This is a genomic window from Pseudomonas rubra (genome assembly GCF_028656935.1).
Taxonomy (GTDB): domain Bacteria; phylum Pseudomonadota; class Gammaproteobacteria; order Pseudomonadales; family Pseudomonadaceae; genus Aquipseudomonas; species Aquipseudomonas rubra.
In genome coordinates this window covers 126,318-141,228 of record NZ_JAMDGZ010000017.1, presented here as the reverse complement: position 1 = coordinate 141,228, position 14,911 = coordinate 126,318, and the positions used below count along the sequence as shown (strand labels likewise).

Here is a 14,911-nt window from a genome sequence, read left to right as displayed (position 1 = left end):
GGATCTAACTTATTGAATAGTTTTGGATAGCGCCCTTTGAGGTCCTTCTTCACCTCGGCGTAGGTGGTGCGCCAGAAGTTGGCCAGATCCTGAGTCACCTGCACTGGCCGCCGCGCGGGCGACAGTAGGTGCAGCAGGACCTGTTGCCGGCCTTGGGCAATGCGCGGTGTTTCGGCCATGCCGAACAACTCCTGCAAGCGTACGGCAAGGATCGGCGGGGTTTCGCTGTAGTCCAGGCGGATGTTCGACCCCGAGGGCACGCTCAGGTGTACCGGCGCCCACTCATCCAGGCGCTGGGGCAGTGGCCAGGGCAGAAGGTTGCGCAGGATCGACGAAAGGTCGAGCTGGGCGAAATGGCTCAGGCGGGTGACCTTGCCCAGGTAAGGTTGCAACCAGTCGGACAGGCTCGCCAGCAGCGCGGCGTCGCTCAGGTCCGGCCACTGGCTTTCACCATTGCTGACTAGGTCGAGCTGGCGCAACAGCGCCACACGCGCCTGCCACTGGCGCAGCTCCGGCGTCCAAGACAGCAGCTCCAGCCCTTTGCGCCGCACCAGCTCCAGCAATGCCTTTGCACGGGCGTCTTCGTCCAGGCCGGTCAGCGGCTCGCGGCTGAGCACCAGCTCACCGACCTTGCGCTGGCGCTCGGCGCGCAGGACGTTCTCGCGTTCGTCCCAGTCGAGGATATCCAGGCTGCGCACTTGTTCGGCCAGCACCCCATAGAACAGCGCCGGTTCGAAGTCGGCGGCCAGATAGATGCGCTCCTCGCGCTGGCCCTGACGGCTGCCCAGGTCGGCGATCACCAGCCACGGATGTTTCATCAAGGCATCGGCTTCGCCGAACAGCGCGGCGCGACCGTTGGCTAGGCGATACTCCGCGCCGCCAACGCGCCGCTGCTGGGCGACACGGTCCGGATAGGCCAGTGCCAGCAGGGCGCCCAACCAGCGCGAATGTTCAGGATCGGTGACCGCTGAAGTGGCTTTGCCACGCAGGTAGCCACGGTACTGGCGAGCCAACTGCCGGGCGCGCTGCACGCCGCCCTGCCCGCCTTTGGCCGCGCGGGTTTCGCCACTGAGCAGGGCCAGGCGGCTGTGCAGGTCGGCACCGCCGCCGCGCAAAATATCGCGTTCACCGAGCAAGGCGGCGACGTCGCACGCCATGTCGGCCAGGCCCAGGTCCTGGCCGCGTAGCAGCAAGTGGGCGATACGCGGATGCGCCGGCAATTCAGCCATGGCCTGACCGTGGCCACTGAGGCTGTCCTGACTGTCGAACTTGAATGCGCCCAGGCGCTGGAGCAGATCCAGCGCCTGGCCATAGGCGGCAGCAGGCGGCTGGTCAAGCCAGCGTAGTTGCTCGGGGGTTACACCCCAGCGCGACAGTTGCAAGGCCAGGCCGGCCAGATCGGCCTGGAGAATTTCAGCAGCGCCGTACGCCGCCAGTTGCTCGTGCTGAGCTTCGGACCACAGGCGATAACAGACACCGGGCTCAAGCCGTCCGGCCCGGCCAGCGCGCTGGGTGGCACTGGCGCGGGAGATGCGCTGGGTGTCCAGGCGGGTCATGCCGCTGCCCGGATCAAAGCGCGGCACCCTTGCAAGACCTGCGTCGACCACCACACGCACGCCGTCGATGGTCAGGCTGGTCTCGGCGATGTTGGTCGCCAGCACCACTTTGCGCTGACCGGCCGGCGGCGTGTCGATGGCCGCGCGCTGGGCATTGAGGTCAAGCTCGCCGTGCAGCGGGCAGAGCAGGATGTCGCGGCGATCGCCCAGAGCATCCTGCAACGATTGATGCACCCGGCGAATCTCCGCCTGGCCGGGCAGGAATACCAGCACGCTTCCCGACTCATCAGCGATGGCCTGCAGCACCGTGTCGACCACCCGCGGCTCGATGAACTCGCCTGGCTGGAAGGGGCGCCCCCAGCGAACATCGACCGGGTACATGCGCCCTTCGCTGCTGATCACCGGGGCATCGTCGAGCAACGCCGACAAACGCTCGCCCTCGAGGGTGGCCGACATCAGCAAGATCTTCAGCGCTGGCTCATCGCGCAACAGCTCACGACCGTTAAGGCTCAGAGCCAGGGCCAGGTCGGCATCCAGGCTGCGCTCGTGAAATTCGTCAAAGATCACCAGCCCCACCCCGTCCAGCGCCGGATCAGCTTGCAGGCGTCGGGTCAGAATCCCTTCGGTGACCACCTCGATCCGCGTGTTCGGGCCGACCTTGCTGTCCAGGCGAATACGGTAGCCAACGGTTTGCCCGACCTGCTCACCCAGCTCGCTGGCCAGGCGTTCGGCCGCTGCCCGCGCTGCCAGGCGTCGTGGTTCAAGCATGAGGATGCGTTGGCCGGCCAGCCACGGTTCATCGAGCAGCGCCAGCGGCACGCGGGTGGTCTTGCCGGCGCCGGGGGGCGCTTCGAGTACCGCTTCGTGGCGCTGGCTCAAGGCGGCGCGCAAGGCAGGCAGTACGGCATCGATCGGTAATGATTTCATGGTGGCCCTCAAACAATCCGCCGAGTATAACGGCGAACCGAGCCTGCCTTATCATGGTCTTAGCTGTAGATGCAGGCTCTTTGCCTGTATCTTTGTCGCCTTCATTCCGGAGATTTCCATGCGTATTCCCTCCCGTGTCATTGGCGGCGTCGTGGTCGCTACCCTGCTGACTCAACTGACGGCCTGCGGCACCCTGTTCTTCCCCGACCGGCGCGGCCAGATCGAAGGCAAGATCGACCCGGTGGTCGCCGCCCTCGACGCCGTTGGCATCCTCTTTTATGTCATCCCCGGCCTGATCGCTTTCGGCATCGACTTCGCCACCGGCACCATCTACCTGCCAGGCGGCAGTACAGCCCAGGTCGCCCCTGAGAAACTCAACGAAGCTATCAGCGCCGACGGCAAGGTCGACAACAGCAAGCTGCAGGCTATTCTCGAAAGCGAACTGGGCCAGCGCCTGCCGCTCAACGACCCGCGCCTGATCCAGCACAAGGGCAGCGTCGAGCAACTGGCCATGTATGGCCTCAAGCCCGCAGCCTGATCCCTCACAGGAAGCCCCCTTCGGCATGATCCCTTCGGCTGAACACCAACGCCTGCTGCGCCTGGCCACCCGCGCGTCCTTGGCGGTGGCCAGTATCCTGATCCTGAGCAAGGCGCTGGCCTGGTGGCTCAGCGGCTCGGTCAGCCTGCTGGCCGGGCTGACCGATTCGGCGCTGGATGGGGTCGCCTCGTTTCTCAACTTGCTGGCGGTGCACTACGCCCTGCGCCCGGCCGATGACGACCACCGCTACGGTCACGGCAAGGCCGAAGCCATGGCCGGCATGGCCCAAGCGCTGTTCATCGGGGTCAGTGCGGTACTGATTGGTGTGCAGGCGCTGGAGCGGCTGCAAAATCCGCAACCGCTGGGTGATACCGGCGTTGGTATCGCGGTGATGCTGTTGTCGCTGGTGCTGACCATTGGCTTGCTGATGCTGCAAGCCAAGGTGATCCGCATCACCGGCTCGACGGCGGTGCGCGCCGACTCCCTGCATTATCGCTCCGACCTGCTGCTCAACGGCAGCATTCTGGTGGCACTGCTGCTGGCGCGCTTTGGCTGGCCGCAGTTGGATGCGATTTTCGGTTTGGGCATTGCCCTGTACATCCTCTGGAGCGCCCTGCAGATTGCCCGGGAAAGCAGCTCGATCCTCATGGACCAGGAGCTGCCCGGCGACATCAGCGAGCAAATGCTGGCACTGGCCTGCAGTGTGCCCGGCGTCCGCGGCGCCCATGACTTGCGCACACGGGTGTCGGGTAGCCACTGGTTTGTGCAGTTGCACCTGGAGTTACCGGGGGATTTGCCGCTGACTCAGGCCCACGCCTTGTGCGACCAGGCAGCGGCGGCGATCAACAGCAAATACCCGAAGGCTGAAGTGCTGGTGCATGCTGATCCGGTGATGTGAGCCGGTTGGCCTGCCCCACAGGAGCTCAATTGACGCTGTAGCCCCGCCCCGTCAGGCAGGCACCCTGCGCCCGTCGATAGCTATCGGCCACCTGCGCCGACGGCGCGTAGTTGGCCGCCGCCGGATCGAACCCGGTCTGCTGTACGGCCCAGCGATGGCATTCATAACGGTCGCGATCAAGCTGCTGGGGGCTCTGGCCCTGGGCGGGATAGGCGATCACCTCATAGCTGGGGCCACTTTGCAGCGGCGCACTGGCCGTTGGTGGATTGACCACCACGTACTCGCGACTGTCTTCCAGATACTGGTAATAGCTACCCGCGGCAAGGAACAACAAAGCATTGCCAATCCAGACTTGCCGGGCATAGTCGGGCAGGTAGTTGACCCGCACACCATAGGGCGGGGTCACCACCACATAGCGCGGGCCTTGTGGCCGATACCAGTAGCCACCGGAGTAGAAGTAGTCATGCCCACGGTAGGGTACTTTCCAGTATTGCTCGGGGAATTGCTCGATGCTGTGCCCTGGACGATACTGCGGCCCCGGTCCCCAGCCATCGCCGTGGCCATCCGGATAGCCAGCGCCACCTGCCTGGTAGTAGCGGTTTTCGTTGCGCCGTGGAATGTCCTGGTAGTAGCCGGTACGCGGCGCCTGGGTCTGGCGCACTTCGTCGGGCCGCGATTGCAGCGGTGAACCGCCATGGCGTGGCTCGCCATGAGACTCTTCCTGCCCTTCGGCCAGCAGCGGCAAATGGACACCCATGCACAGCAAACCAACACCCGCCATACGCCAGACGCGCGACTTCATGATTTTTCTCTCGAACCGATAACAAGGGGCCTGGGAATACTTTATCAGGCCGTCTGCCACGGGTTATCGGCCGCCAGATGAAATTTAAGCAATAAAAAAGGGAGACCCTGGGGTCTCCCTTTGAGAATTTTGTCCGTGCTCGGCGCTTGTGGCACCGGCTCACCTCACGCCGTCTTGTGGACAGTGTGTAGCCCGGGGGCCGAGCACAACCTGGTGGGGTTGCTGGCCGCAGCAGGCCTGATTCGGCCCGCCGCACTGGACTGATGTCCGGGCAGTGATTCTGGTGATAAGAATACGGTGATGGCAGCGGCACAGGATTGCTAAGATTGCTCAATTAAATATAACTTGCGCAATTTTTGCCTACAGATCGATAATTAAACGCAATTCAAACAGAAAAGGCCACTTCCATGAGCAAGCTTGACCGCTACGACCTGAGCATTCTTGCCGAATTGCAGCGCGATGCGCGCATTTCCAACCAGGAACTGGCCGAACGCATCGGCCTGTCGCCTTCGCCCTGCTCGCGCCGGGTCAAGCAACTGGAAGACGACGGCTACATTGCCCGCCAGGTCGCCCTGCTCGACCGCAAGAAGCTCGGACTGAGCCTGACGGCCTACGTCTTGATCGGCATGGACCGCCACACGCCGGAGCGCTTCGAGACCTTCGAGGCCGCGATCCGCAGCCTGCCGCAAGTGCTCGAATGCAGCCTGGTCACCGGAATGGATGCCGACTACCAATTGAAAGTCGTGGTGCCCGACATGGACCATTACCAGCAGTTGCTACTGGGCCACCTGACACGTATCGAGGGCGTTACCAGCGTGCGTTCCAGCTTCGTACTCAACCAGGTGCTGGCCAGTACCGAAATGCCGCTCACACACCTGCGTTAGTCAGGCTGGCAAGCGGGGCGTATAATCACGCGCCTCAACCTGCCGGAGTAGATCGATGGATCCTGCGTTGTTCGAAGAGTGGATGATGACCATCCTGGTTACCATCCTGATTGGTTTCATGGGTTTTATCGTCTGGGACCTGGCGAAAAAATCCAAGGCCGGCAAGTTCGGCACCTTCATCCTGTTTTTCGTGCTGGGCCTGGGCATCCTCGCTTTCATCATCAAAAGCGTGGTGATCGGCTTTATCGAAGGCGTCTAAAGCCTGGGCGGCACTTCGCGCCATTGCCCCTGATCGAGCCCATCGAGGCTCCAGTCGCCGATCCGCACGCGCACCAAGCGCAGGGTTGGCAAGCCGACTGCTGCGGTCATGCGCCGCACCTGGCGGTTGCGTCCTTCCTTGATCACCAGTTCCAGCCAGCTTGTCGGTACGCTTTTGCGAAAGCGTACTGGCGGGTTGCGCGGCCACAGGTCGGGCTCGTCGAGCTGACGGGCCTGGGCTGGCAAGGTCGGGCCGTCGTTGAGTTCAACGCCATCACGCAAGCGCTGCAACTGCTCTGCGCTCGGCTCCCCCTCCACCTGCACCCAATAGGTTTTCGCCAACTTGTGTTTGGGGTCGGCAATGCGCGCCTGCAACTGGCCGTCGTTGGTCAGCAGCAACAAGCCTTCGCTGTCACGGTCCAGGCGCCCGGCCGGGTAAATGCCAGGGATGGCGATGAAGTCCTTGAGGGTCGCGCGCCCTTCGCCGTCGCTGAACTGGGTCAGCACGTCAAAAGGCTTGTTGAACAGGATCAACCGCGGCTCGGCCGGCGGCGCCTTGGCTTGGCGACGCGGGCCGGCGGGTTTGGCCGCGGGACGCCGCGGCTTGGAGCGTGGGGGTAACGGCATGGGGCCTCAGCGGAACGGCGGCTCGTCAAAACTGCGCAGTTTACGCGAGTGCAGCGAGTTGAGCTCGGTACGCAGCAGGTCGAGGGCGGCGATGCCGATTTTCAGGTGCTGGCTGACCGCCCGGTTGTAGAAGGCGTTGGCCGCCCCCGGCAGTTTGATCTCGCTGTGCAAGGGTTTGTCGGAGACGCACAGCAAGGTGCCGTACGGTACCCGCAAACGATAGCCTTGGGCGGCGATGGTACCGCTTTCCATGTCCACCGCCACTGCCCGCGACAGGTTGATCAACGGCCGTTCCTGGGCCCAACGCAGCTCCCAGTTGCGGTCGTCGTAGGTCAGCACAGTGCCGGTGCGCAGGCGTTTTTTCAGCTCGTCGCCACGCTCGCCGGTGACCTGCGCCGCCGCTTCCTGCAAGGCCAGTTGCACCTCGGCCAGGGCCGGAATCGGGATGTTCGGCGGCACTACCCGGTCGAGAATACCGTCGCGGCGCATGTAGGCATGGGCCAACACGTAATCACCAATGGTCTGTGATTGACGCAGGCCACCGCAGTGACCAATCATCAGCCAGCAGTGCGGGCGCAGTACCGCCAAGTGGTCGGTGATGTTCTTGGCGTTGGATGGGCCGACACCAATGTTGACCAGGGTGATACCGTCGCCATCGGCGGCGATCAGGTGATAGGCCGGCATCTGATAGCGGTGCCAGACAACTCCGGCGACCAGGGCCTGGGCCTCGCCGTTGTCCATGGACTTTTCGATGATTACATTGCCGGGCAGGACCATGCGCACAAAGCGCGGGTCATCACGCAGGCGCTCAAGGCCATGGCTAATGAACTGGTCGACATAGCGGTGGTAGTTGGTCAGCAGGATCCACGGCTGCACATGACGCCAGTCGCTACCGGTGTAATGCACCAGGCGGCGCAGGGAGAAATCCACCCGCGCAGCGTCGAACAGCGCCAGCGGCAGCGGGTCGACATTGGCCCAGTCATACAGGCCGTCGGCGATGCCATCGGTGGCGGCGGAAAGATCGGTGCTGGGGAACACCCGCGCCAGCGCGGCGGCGGTGATGCCGGTACCCGCCAGCTCGTCGCCCTGCTCGACCACATAGGGATAAGGAATGTTCTGCTGGCTGACGCCCACTTCAACGGTCACGGTGAAGTCGCGCATCAGTGGCTTGAGCTGCTCGAGCAGATAACCACGGAACGACGCCGGCTGGGTCACGGTGACGCTATAGGTACCCGGTAACTGGACCTTGGCGTAGGCGCGGGTAATAGCCGGCACCTCGCCATGGTATTGGTAGGTCAGGCGCAGCTCGGGATAACGGAACAGCGCCCGCTCCGCGGCATCCGGCTCGGTGCGGTCCTTGAGGTAGCGCTTGAGCGCCTGGCTCAAGGCTGCGGTGGCTTGTTCGTGCAGGGCCGCGAGGCGATCGACGGCCTGCTCGGCGGTTTCTACGACAACGAAGGCTTCATCAGTACGGCTCACAATGTACTTCCTGTCTGACATGCATGCCCCCATCTTGCCTATATCCGGCGGCAAAGGCACGCACGTTAAAGTGGCCAGTTCGGGGTTGCCCTTTGCACCAGCGCCGCCACGTCGACACCACGGGGCAGCACACCGTACACCCGGCCGTTGCCACTCAGGCGGCTGGCGATAAAGGCATCACTGACCGCCGCGTTGCCGGCCTCGAGCAACAGCTTGGCCTGCAGGCCGACGGCGATGTCTTCGGTAAGCTGGCGGGCGCGGTACTGTATGTCACCGGTGTCGGCAAACGCCGCCTTGAGGTTGCCGATATGCGCAGCCAGACGCGGATCGCCGTGACCATCGCCCAGTTCGGCGAACAGCGTATCGAGCACCCCGGGCTCCTTGGACAGGGCGCGCAGCACATCCAGGCACTGGACGTTGCCCGAACCTTCCCAGGTCGAGTTGACCGGCGCTTCACGGTACAGCCGCGGCAGGATGCTGTCTTCGACATAACCGGCGCCGCCCATGCATTCGGCCGCCTCATTGATCATCGCCGGCGCCCGTTTGCAGATCCAGTACTTGCCCACCGCTGTGATCAAGCGGGCAAAGCGCGCCTGATGGGGGTCGTCCGGTTGATCGAGGGCATGGCCCATGCGCAGGCTCAAAGCCAGCGCCGCTTCACTTTCCAGAGCCAGGTCGGCCAGCACGTTCTGCATCAAGGGCTGCTCGGCCAGCAGCCGTCCGCCAACCTGACGATGGGCGCAGTGGTGGGCCGCCTGGGTCAGGGCCTGGCGCATCAAGGCGCTGGAGCCGACCATGCAGTCGAAGCGGGTCATGGCGACCATTTCGATGATGGTCGGCACCCCGCGGCCCTCCTCGCCGATCATCCAGGCCAGGGCACCGCGGAACTCCACTTCGCTGGACGCATTGGAGCAATTGCCGAGCTTGTTCTTAAGACGCTGGATATAGAACTGGTTGCGGCTGTCATCCGGGCGATGGCGCGGCAGCAGGAAACAGCTCAGGCCCTTTTCGGTCTGGGCCAGGGTCAGGAAGGCATCGCACATCGGCGCCGAACAGAACCACTTGTGCCCAACCAGCTCATAGGCCTGGCCCGGGCCCGGTGCCCCTACCGGGTAGGCACGGGTGGTATTGGCACGCACATCAGTGCCGCCTTGCTTCTCGGTCATGGCCATGCCTAGGGTCACGCCGGCCTTGTGGCGGTCACCGATATTGCGCGGATCGTATTCGCGTGCCAGCACTTTCGGTAGCCAGTACTCAGCCAGTTCCGGCTGCAGCTTGAGCGCCGGCACTGCGGCGAAGGTCATGGTCAAGGGGCAACCACTGCCGGCCTCGGCCTGGCTGTGCAGGTAGGTCATCGCGGCGCGGGCAACATGCGCGCCCTCACGAGGATCGGTCCAAGGCAGTGACGGCAGGCCATGCTCGATGGCTGTGCGCATCAACGCGTGATAAGCCGGATGAAACTCCACCAGGTCGATGCGATGACCGTACCGGTCATGGCTGCTGAATTGCGGTTTGTGCTGGTTGGCCAGAAAACCCGCCGCCATCAGAGGCCCGCCCGCCAGGGCGCCATAGGTATCGATGCGCTCCTGCGCCCAACCGGCCCCGTAACGCTGCGACCACTCCTGCAACGGCAGGTCGATGCGGTAGAGGTTGGCGCCATCCAGGGACGGCGGCTGGTTGGTGACCTCATGGGTTTCAGCATACTGGTGCAGGTTCATCGAGGGGCCTCCTGGATCCTGGCGTGACTGAAATTTCAGTGAATCACGCCGTGCCCCCCGCTCAAAGTGACAAAACCGCCTAACTAGCCGTGGTTTAGCCCCGGCCGACTGCACCCAGCTGCGCCGACGGCGGACTCAGGGCGACGCTCAGGTTCAGCTCGAAACGGCTGCCGAGCCCCGGATTGGACTCATGTTGCAGGCGCGCACCGATCAACTCGGCCAGCTGCCGGCAGATCGCAAGGCCAATGCCCAGGCCGCCATACTTGCGCGTCATCGAACCGTCGACCTGGAAGAAACGCTGGTACAGCGTCGCCTCGTCGAGGCAATCAAAGCCGATGCCGCTGTCGCTGACGCTGAGGCTCAGGCCCAGCTGCTGCGGCCCCAGTCGCGCGCCCCTCACTTGCAACATGATGCCGCCCTGGTGAGTGAACTTGATGCCGTTATCCATCAGGTACCCCAGACACATCGCCAGTTTGTGCCGGTCACCAATGAGCAAGTCGGGCAGCTCCGCCGGGGTATCCAGGCTCAGGTACAAGCCTTTGGCCATAGCCGGTGCGGCGTACTCGGCACGCACTTCATTGAGCAGCGAACGCAGGCTGAACGGGGCATTCTGGGCACTCAGGCGGCCGGCCTGCAGTTCGGTGAGAATGAGAATGTCGTCAACCATGCCCATCATGTCTTGGGCGGCAGAGCTGGCAGTGTGCTGGTACTGGGCCAGTTCAGCGTCCAGCGGCATGGTTTGCATCAGTTCCAGTGAGCCGATCACACCGTTCATCGGTGTACGCAGCTCATGGGTGACTGTCGCCAGGAACTGATCCTTGAGCCGGTTACTGTTGGCCAGCTGGAAATTCAACTGTTCAAGGGTGCGGCCAGTCTCGCGCAGCGTCCGGGCCTGCTCGTCGCGCATGCTGTTGATGCGGTCGGCCAAGGCCAGGGATAACAGGCCGACCTCCAGCGCCGAACCGATCTGGCTGGCGTACATGGTCAGGAACACGTTGGGCAGGTAGCCAAGCACCATCAGGGTGTTGACCAGGCCACCAAGCAAAAACGCCGTCCAGGCAATAATGAAGTAACGCGCCACGCGCAAACCGCGGCGCCAGGCAAAGACACCTGCGGCGAAAATGCACACGGTGAACAGCAGGGCCAGGGCGGTGGCCAGGCGCAGAGCAATACCGTAGCTGCTGGTCAGCGACAGCAACATCACCAGCACGCCATAGCCCATCAGCAGCTTGAGCAGCCCATCGAAGGCACGGCTGTGCTCGCGCAGTTGCAGGAAACTACGGGCAAACTGGCAACCGAACAGGCCTGCCGCACCGATGAACATCGGCGTGGCGGCGTTGGCCCACCAGGGGCTGTCCGGCCAGAAATAGGCAACGCCCGCACCATTGACCGATACCTGGTACAGGCCGAACGAAGCGATATAGAGGATGTAGTACAGGTAACTGGTGTCGCGCACACTGAGGTAAATGAACAGGTTGTACACCAGCATCCCCAACAGCACACCGTAGATCAGGCCCAGCACATACAGGCGGGTCGGCTGCGCCTCGAGGTAGGCCTGGGTCGACCACAGGGTCAACGGTGCCTGCACCGAACCCTGGCTGTGCAAGCGCAAATAGGCGGTCGTGGTCTGGCCCGGGGTGAAGGGCAGTTCGAAGAGGTAGTTGTTCTGTTTGATCTGTCGGCTGGCATAAGGCAGGGCGTCGCCGGTGCGCTGGGCCAGACGGAAGGCGCCGCTCTCATCCGCCAGGTAGAGCTCCAGATGATCGAGTGGCGGATAGGCCAGCTCCAGCAACCAGGCGCGAGGGGCTGCCGAAGGCAAGGCGGTGTAGCGCAACTGGACTTTCAACCAGAACACCGAAGTGGAATAGCCGGCGTTAAGTACCTCGGCCCGGTGCGGACGAAAGTGCTCGCTGAACGATGGCGCACTGACCTGTGCAATGCTGGCATTGCCATCGCGGTCTTCAAATACCTGCATCACTTGCCCCAGCGGCAAGCTGCGGGTGGAATCGTCGAAATCGACCGCCGTGGCCAGCAACGGCAACCAGCCCAGCACAACAATCAGCAAATAGCGCATACAGCCCCAGCATGGTCTGTCCCGGTCGCGTCGCGTAGCCTCCTGTCCGTTTGAGGCGACGAAATCCGGCAGTTACCGTTATCGGTATGTTCGAGCACTCTAGCATAGCTTTCCGAGCCTGCCAGACGCCACTGAAAACTTAACGCCAAAGGCTCTAGAACGGCACTTTCAGCGATTGTGAAGCGACAGTTCAAACGCCCGTTGAAAATTCCCCGGTGCCAGGGCGGACCCAGCAAAAGCGTTTGGTGATAAGCTCGCGCACCATGAATACCTACAGCTCCCGCCCCGTTGTCCTCTGTCTCTCCGGCCACGACCCCAGTGGCGGCGCCGGCCTGCAGGCAGATATCGAAGCCCTGATCGCTCAAGGCTGTCATGCCGCTCCGGCCGTGACCGCCCTGACTGTCCAGGATACTGTCAATGTCAGCGACTTCCGTGTCCTCGACCGCGAGTGGGTACTGGCCCAGGCCAATGCCGTGCTTGCCGACTCGCCGGTAGCGGCGGTCAAGCTGGGCATGCTCGGCTCGACCGAAATGGTTGATACCGTGGTCGAACTGCTCAGTGCTCATCCGCACCTGCCGCTGGTCTGCGACCCGGTCCTGCGCGCGGGTGGCGGTGGCCGCCTGGGCAAGGATGAGGTCGGCTACGCCATGCGCGAGCGCCTGCTGCCACTGGCAACCATCGCCACGCCCAACCTTCCCGAAGCCCGCATCCTGGCCGAACTGCCCGAAGGCAGCGCCGATGAATGCGCAGAAAAGCTCCTGCCTTTTGTCAGACACCTGCTGATCACCGGCGGTCACGGTGACGAACACGAAACCCACAACCGCCTGTACAGCCGTGACGGCCAGCGTCACACCTGGACCTGTCAGCGCCTGCCCGGCAGCTACCACGGCTCCGGCTGCACCCTGGCCAGCACCCTGGCCGGCCGCCTGGCCCTTGGCGAACAGCTGCAAAGCGCTGTGCGCTCGGCCCTGGACTACACCTGGCGGACCCTGCGCGATGCCGAGCAACTGGGCAAAGGCCAGTATGTGCCACGCCGCTTGCCCCTGGATTTCTGTTCCTGATCTTCGCCTGAGGTCTACACCATGACGTTACGCGGCCTGTATGCCATCACGGACAGCCAGTTGCTGGCCGGCAAGTTTCTGCCCTACGTCGAAGCGGCCCTGAAAGGCGGCGTAGCCTTGTTGCAGTACCGTGACAAGAGCCAGGACAAGTCGCGGCGCCTGCGCGAAGCAGAAACCCTGGCTGAACTGTGCGCACGCTACAAAACCCAACTGATCATCAACGATGACGCCGAACTGGCCGCGCGCCTGGGCGTGGGCGTGCACCTGGGCCAGACCGACGGGCCGTTGACCCCGGCACGCACCCTGCTCGGGCGCGACGCGATCATCGGCTCCACCTGCCACGCCCAGCTCGAGCTGGCCGAACAGGCAGCCCGTGAAGGCGCCAGCTACGTGGCCTTCGGCCGCTTCTTCAACTCGGTGACCAAACCCGGGGCACCTGCCGCCGATGGCGCCCTGCTGGAACAAGCGCGCACCCGTATCAAGTTGCCGATCTGCGTGATCGGCGGCATCACCCTCGACAACGCCGCCCCGCTGGTCGCCCATGGCGCCGACCTGCTGGCGGTGATTCACGGCCTGTTCGGCGCCGACAGCACGCAGGAAGTCACCCGCCGTGCCCGCGCCTTCAACGCCCTGTTCGCATCTGCCTGATTGAGAGAGCCCATCATGTCTCGTTCCGAAACCCTGTTTGCCAACGCCCAGAAACACATCCCCGGGGGCGTCAACTCGCCGGTGCGGGCGTTCAAGAGCGTTGGCGGCACGCCGCTGTTCTTCAAGCATGCCGAAGGCGCCTACGTCACCGATGAAGATGACAAGCGCTATGTCGACTACGTCGGCTCCTGGGGCCCGATGATCCTCGGCCACAGCCACCCGGACGTGCTCGACTCGGTGCGCAAGCAACTGGAACACGGCCTGTCCTATGGCGCGCCAACCGCCATGGAAACCGAAATGGCCGACTTGGTCTGCTCGATCGTGCCGTCGATGGAGATGGTGCGCATGGTCAGCTCCGGCACCGAAGCGACCATGAGCGCCATTCGCCTGGCCCGTGGCTACACCGGCCGTGACAGCATCATCAAGTTCGAAGGCTGCTACCACGGCCATTCCGACAGCCTGCTGGTGAAAGCCGGTTCCGGCCTACTGACCCAGGGCGTGCCAAGCTCCGCTGGCGTACCGGCAGCCTTTGCCAAACACACCCTGACCCTGCCGTTCAACGACATCGACGCGGTGCAGAAGATGCTCGCTGACGTCGGCGAGGAAGTGGCGTGCATCATCGTTGAACCGGTGGCCGGCAACATGAACTGCGTACCACCGGCGCCAGGCTTCCTCGAAGGCCTGCGCACGCTGTGCGACCAGCATGGCGTGGTGCTGATCTTCGACGAAGTGATGACCGGCTTTCGTGTTGCCCTGGGCGGCGCCCAGGCTCACTACGGGGTGACCCCGGACCTGTCGACCTTCGGCAAAATCGTCGGTGGCGGCATGCCCGTGGGTTGTTTTGGCGGCAAGCGCAAGATCATGGAACAGATCGCGCCGCTGGGCCCGGTCTACCAGGCCGGCACCCTGTCGGGCAACCCGCTGGCCATGGCCGCCGGCCTGACCACCCTCAAGCTGATCAGCCGCCCGGGCTTCCATGACGAGTTGACCGCGTTCACCAGCCGCCTGCTCGATGGCCTGCAACAGCGCGCCGATGCCGCTGGCATCCCGTTCGTCACCACCCAGGCGGGCGGCATGTTCGGCCTGTATTTCAGCGGCGCCGACGATATCGTCACCTTCGATGATGTCATGGCCAGCGATGCCGAGCGTTTCAAGCGCTTCTTCCACCTGATGCTCGAAGGTGGCGTGTACCTGGCGCCAAGCGCCTTTGAAGCGGGCTTTACCTCGATTGCCCACGGTGAAGCCGAACTGAAGATCACTTTGGATGCGGCTGAGAAGGCGTTTGCCAAGCTCTGATGTTTGGCAGCCATCGCGGGCAAGCCCGCTCCTACAATGATCAGTGTGGGAGCGGGCTTGCCCCGCGATGAGGCCTTGCAAAGCAGAAAATCGAGTAAAGACTTTGTAAGGTAGGCGCTGCTTATCCCATAATGTGCCACCAGAC

Annotated in this window: 13 protein-coding genes; 7 read left to right on the top strand and 6 right to left on the bottom strand. The window is 63.5% G+C overall.

What is annotated here, in order from left to right:
- On the bottom strand, nt 1–2,483 hold a 2,483-nt coding region (hrpB, locus tag M5G17_RS09090; protein ID WP_273892592.1), incomplete at its 3' end, for an ATP-dependent helicase HrpB.
- Between the two features lie 118 nt (nt 2,484–2,601).
- Between hrpB and M5G17_RS09085 the strand changes: the two genes are divergently transcribed.
- Nucleotides 2,602–3,021, top strand: a complete 420-nt coding sequence (locus M5G17_RS09085; protein ID WP_273892591.1) for a polyribonucleotide nucleotidyltransferase — start codon at nt 2,602–2,604, stop codon at nt 3,019–3,021.
- A gap of 25 nt (nt 3,022–3,046) precedes the next feature.
- The gene (locus tag M5G17_RS09080; RefSeq protein ID WP_273892590.1) at nt 3,047–3,919 is read left to right on the top strand and encodes a cation diffusion facilitator family transporter; all 873 of its coding nucleotides are present in this window, start codon (nt 3,047–3,049) and stop codon (nt 3,917–3,919) included.
- Between the two features lie 25 nt (nt 3,920–3,944).
- Here M5G17_RS09080 and M5G17_RS09075 read toward each other — a convergent pair whose 3' ends face one another.
- Complete coding sequence (locus M5G17_RS09075; RefSeq protein ID WP_273892589.1) at nt 3,945–4,721, bottom strand: DUF6515 family protein; 777 nt, start codon at nt 4,719–4,721, stop codon at nt 3,945–3,947.
- 407 nt (nt 4,722–5,128) lie between these two features.
- Between M5G17_RS09075 and M5G17_RS09070 the strand changes: the two genes are divergently transcribed.
- Together M5G17_RS09070 and M5G17_RS09065 are read left to right on the top strand one after the other, a co-directional pair.
- On the top strand, nt 5,129–5,605 hold the full coding sequence (locus tag M5G17_RS09070) for an Lrp/AsnC family transcriptional regulator (protein WP_130266406.1): 477 nt from the start codon (nt 5,129–5,131) through the stop codon (nt 5,603–5,605).
- Between the two features lie 55 nt (nt 5,606–5,660).
- Nucleotides 5,661–5,864, top strand: coding sequence for a DUF2788 domain-containing protein (locus tag M5G17_RS09065; RefSeq protein WP_010222926.1), 204 nt, complete (start codon nt 5,661–5,663; stop codon nt 5,862–5,864).
- On the opposite strand, the gene M5G17_RS09060 is transcribed toward M5G17_RS09065, so the two are convergent.
- The 4 genes from M5G17_RS09060 to M5G17_RS09045 form a co-directional block, all read right to left on the bottom strand.
- Nucleotides 5,861–6,490, bottom strand: coding sequence for a pseudouridine synthase (locus M5G17_RS09060; RefSeq protein ID WP_273892588.1), 630 nt, complete (start codon nt 6,488–6,490; stop codon nt 5,861–5,863). The genes M5G17_RS09065 and M5G17_RS09060 overlap by 4 nt on opposite strands.
- A 6-nt stretch (nt 6,491–6,496) precedes the next feature.
- Nucleotides 6,497–8,002, bottom strand: a complete 1,506-nt coding sequence (amn, locus tag M5G17_RS09055; RefSeq protein ID WP_420793385.1) for an AMP nucleosidase — start codon at nt 8,000–8,002, stop codon at nt 6,497–6,499.
- Between the two features lie 32 nt (nt 8,003–8,034).
- Entirely contained in the window at nt 8,035–9,687 is a 1,653-nt protein-coding gene (locus M5G17_RS09050; protein ID WP_273892585.1) for an acyl-CoA dehydrogenase family protein, read from the bottom strand.
- 94 nt (nt 9,688–9,781) lie between these two features.
- Complete coding sequence (locus M5G17_RS09045) at nt 9,782–11,761, bottom strand: sensor histidine kinase (protein ID WP_273892584.1); 1,980 nt, start codon at nt 11,759–11,761, stop codon at nt 9,782–9,784.
- 263 nt (nt 11,762–12,024) lie between these two features.
- Here M5G17_RS09045 and M5G17_RS09040 point away from each other — a divergent pair, with 263 nt between their 5' ends.
- From M5G17_RS09040 to hemL, 3 genes are read left to right on the top strand one after another with little or no spacing between them, the layout of a single operon-like run.
- Entirely contained in the window at nt 12,025–12,822 is a 798-nt protein-coding gene (locus M5G17_RS09040; RefSeq protein ID WP_273892582.1) for a hydroxymethylpyrimidine/phosphomethylpyrimidine kinase, read from the top strand.
- A gap of 21 nt (nt 12,823–12,843) precedes the next feature.
- Nucleotides 12,844–13,470, top strand: a complete 627-nt coding sequence (gene thiE, locus M5G17_RS09035) for a thiamine phosphate synthase (RefSeq protein ID WP_273892581.1) — start codon at nt 12,844–12,846, stop codon at nt 13,468–13,470.
- Nucleotides 13,471–13,485: 15 nt separating this feature from the next.
- Nucleotides 13,486–14,766 (top strand): glutamate-1-semialdehyde 2,1-aminomutase, encoded by a 1,281-nt coding sequence (gene hemL / locus M5G17_RS09030; protein ID WP_273892580.1) that lies wholly within the window; start codon nt 13,486–13,488, stop codon nt 14,764–14,766.
- Nucleotides 14,767–14,911 lie beyond the last annotated feature (145 nt).

Coding starts and splice junctions, on each gene's coding strand:
- M5G17_RS09085 (WP_273892591.1), top strand. CDS start 2,602: ATGCGTATTCCCTCCCGTGTCATTGGCGGCGTCGTGGTCGCTACCCTG.
- M5G17_RS09080 (WP_273892590.1), top strand. CDS start 3,047: ATGATCCCTTCGGCTGAACACCAACGCCTGCTGCGCCTGGCCACCCGC.
- M5G17_RS09050 (WP_273892585.1), bottom strand. CDS start 9,687: ATGAACCTGCACCAGTATGCTGAAACCCATGAGGTCACCAACCAGCCG.
- M5G17_RS09070 (WP_130266406.1), top strand. CDS start 5,129: ATGAGCAAGCTTGACCGCTACGACCTGAGCATTCTTGCCGAATTGCAG.
- M5G17_RS09060 (WP_273892588.1), bottom strand. CDS start 6,490: ATGCCGTTACCCCCACGCTCCAAGCCGCGGCGTCCCGCGGCCAAACCC.
- M5G17_RS09075 (WP_273892589.1), bottom strand. CDS start 4,721: ATGAAGTCGCGCGTCTGGCGTATGGCGGGTGTTGGTTTGCTGTGCATG.
- hemL (WP_273892580.1), top strand. CDS start 13,486: ATGTCTCGTTCCGAAACCCTGTTTGCCAACGCCCAGAAACACATCCCC.
- thiE (WP_273892581.1), top strand. CDS start 12,844: ATGACGTTACGCGGCCTGTATGCCATCACGGACAGCCAGTTGCTGGCC.
- amn (WP_420793385.1), bottom strand. CDS start 8,002: ATGGGGGCATGCATGTCAGACAGGAAGTACATTGTGAGCCGTACTGAT.
- M5G17_RS09040 (WP_273892582.1), top strand. CDS start 12,025: ATGAATACCTACAGCTCCCGCCCCGTTGTCCTCTGTCTCTCCGGCCAC.
- M5G17_RS09065 (WP_010222926.1), top strand. CDS start 5,661: ATGGATCCTGCGTTGTTCGAAGAGTGGATGATGACCATCCTGGTTACC.
- M5G17_RS09045 (WP_273892584.1), bottom strand. CDS start 11,761: ATGCGCTATTTGCTGATTGTTGTGCTGGGCTGGTTGCCGTTGCTGGCC.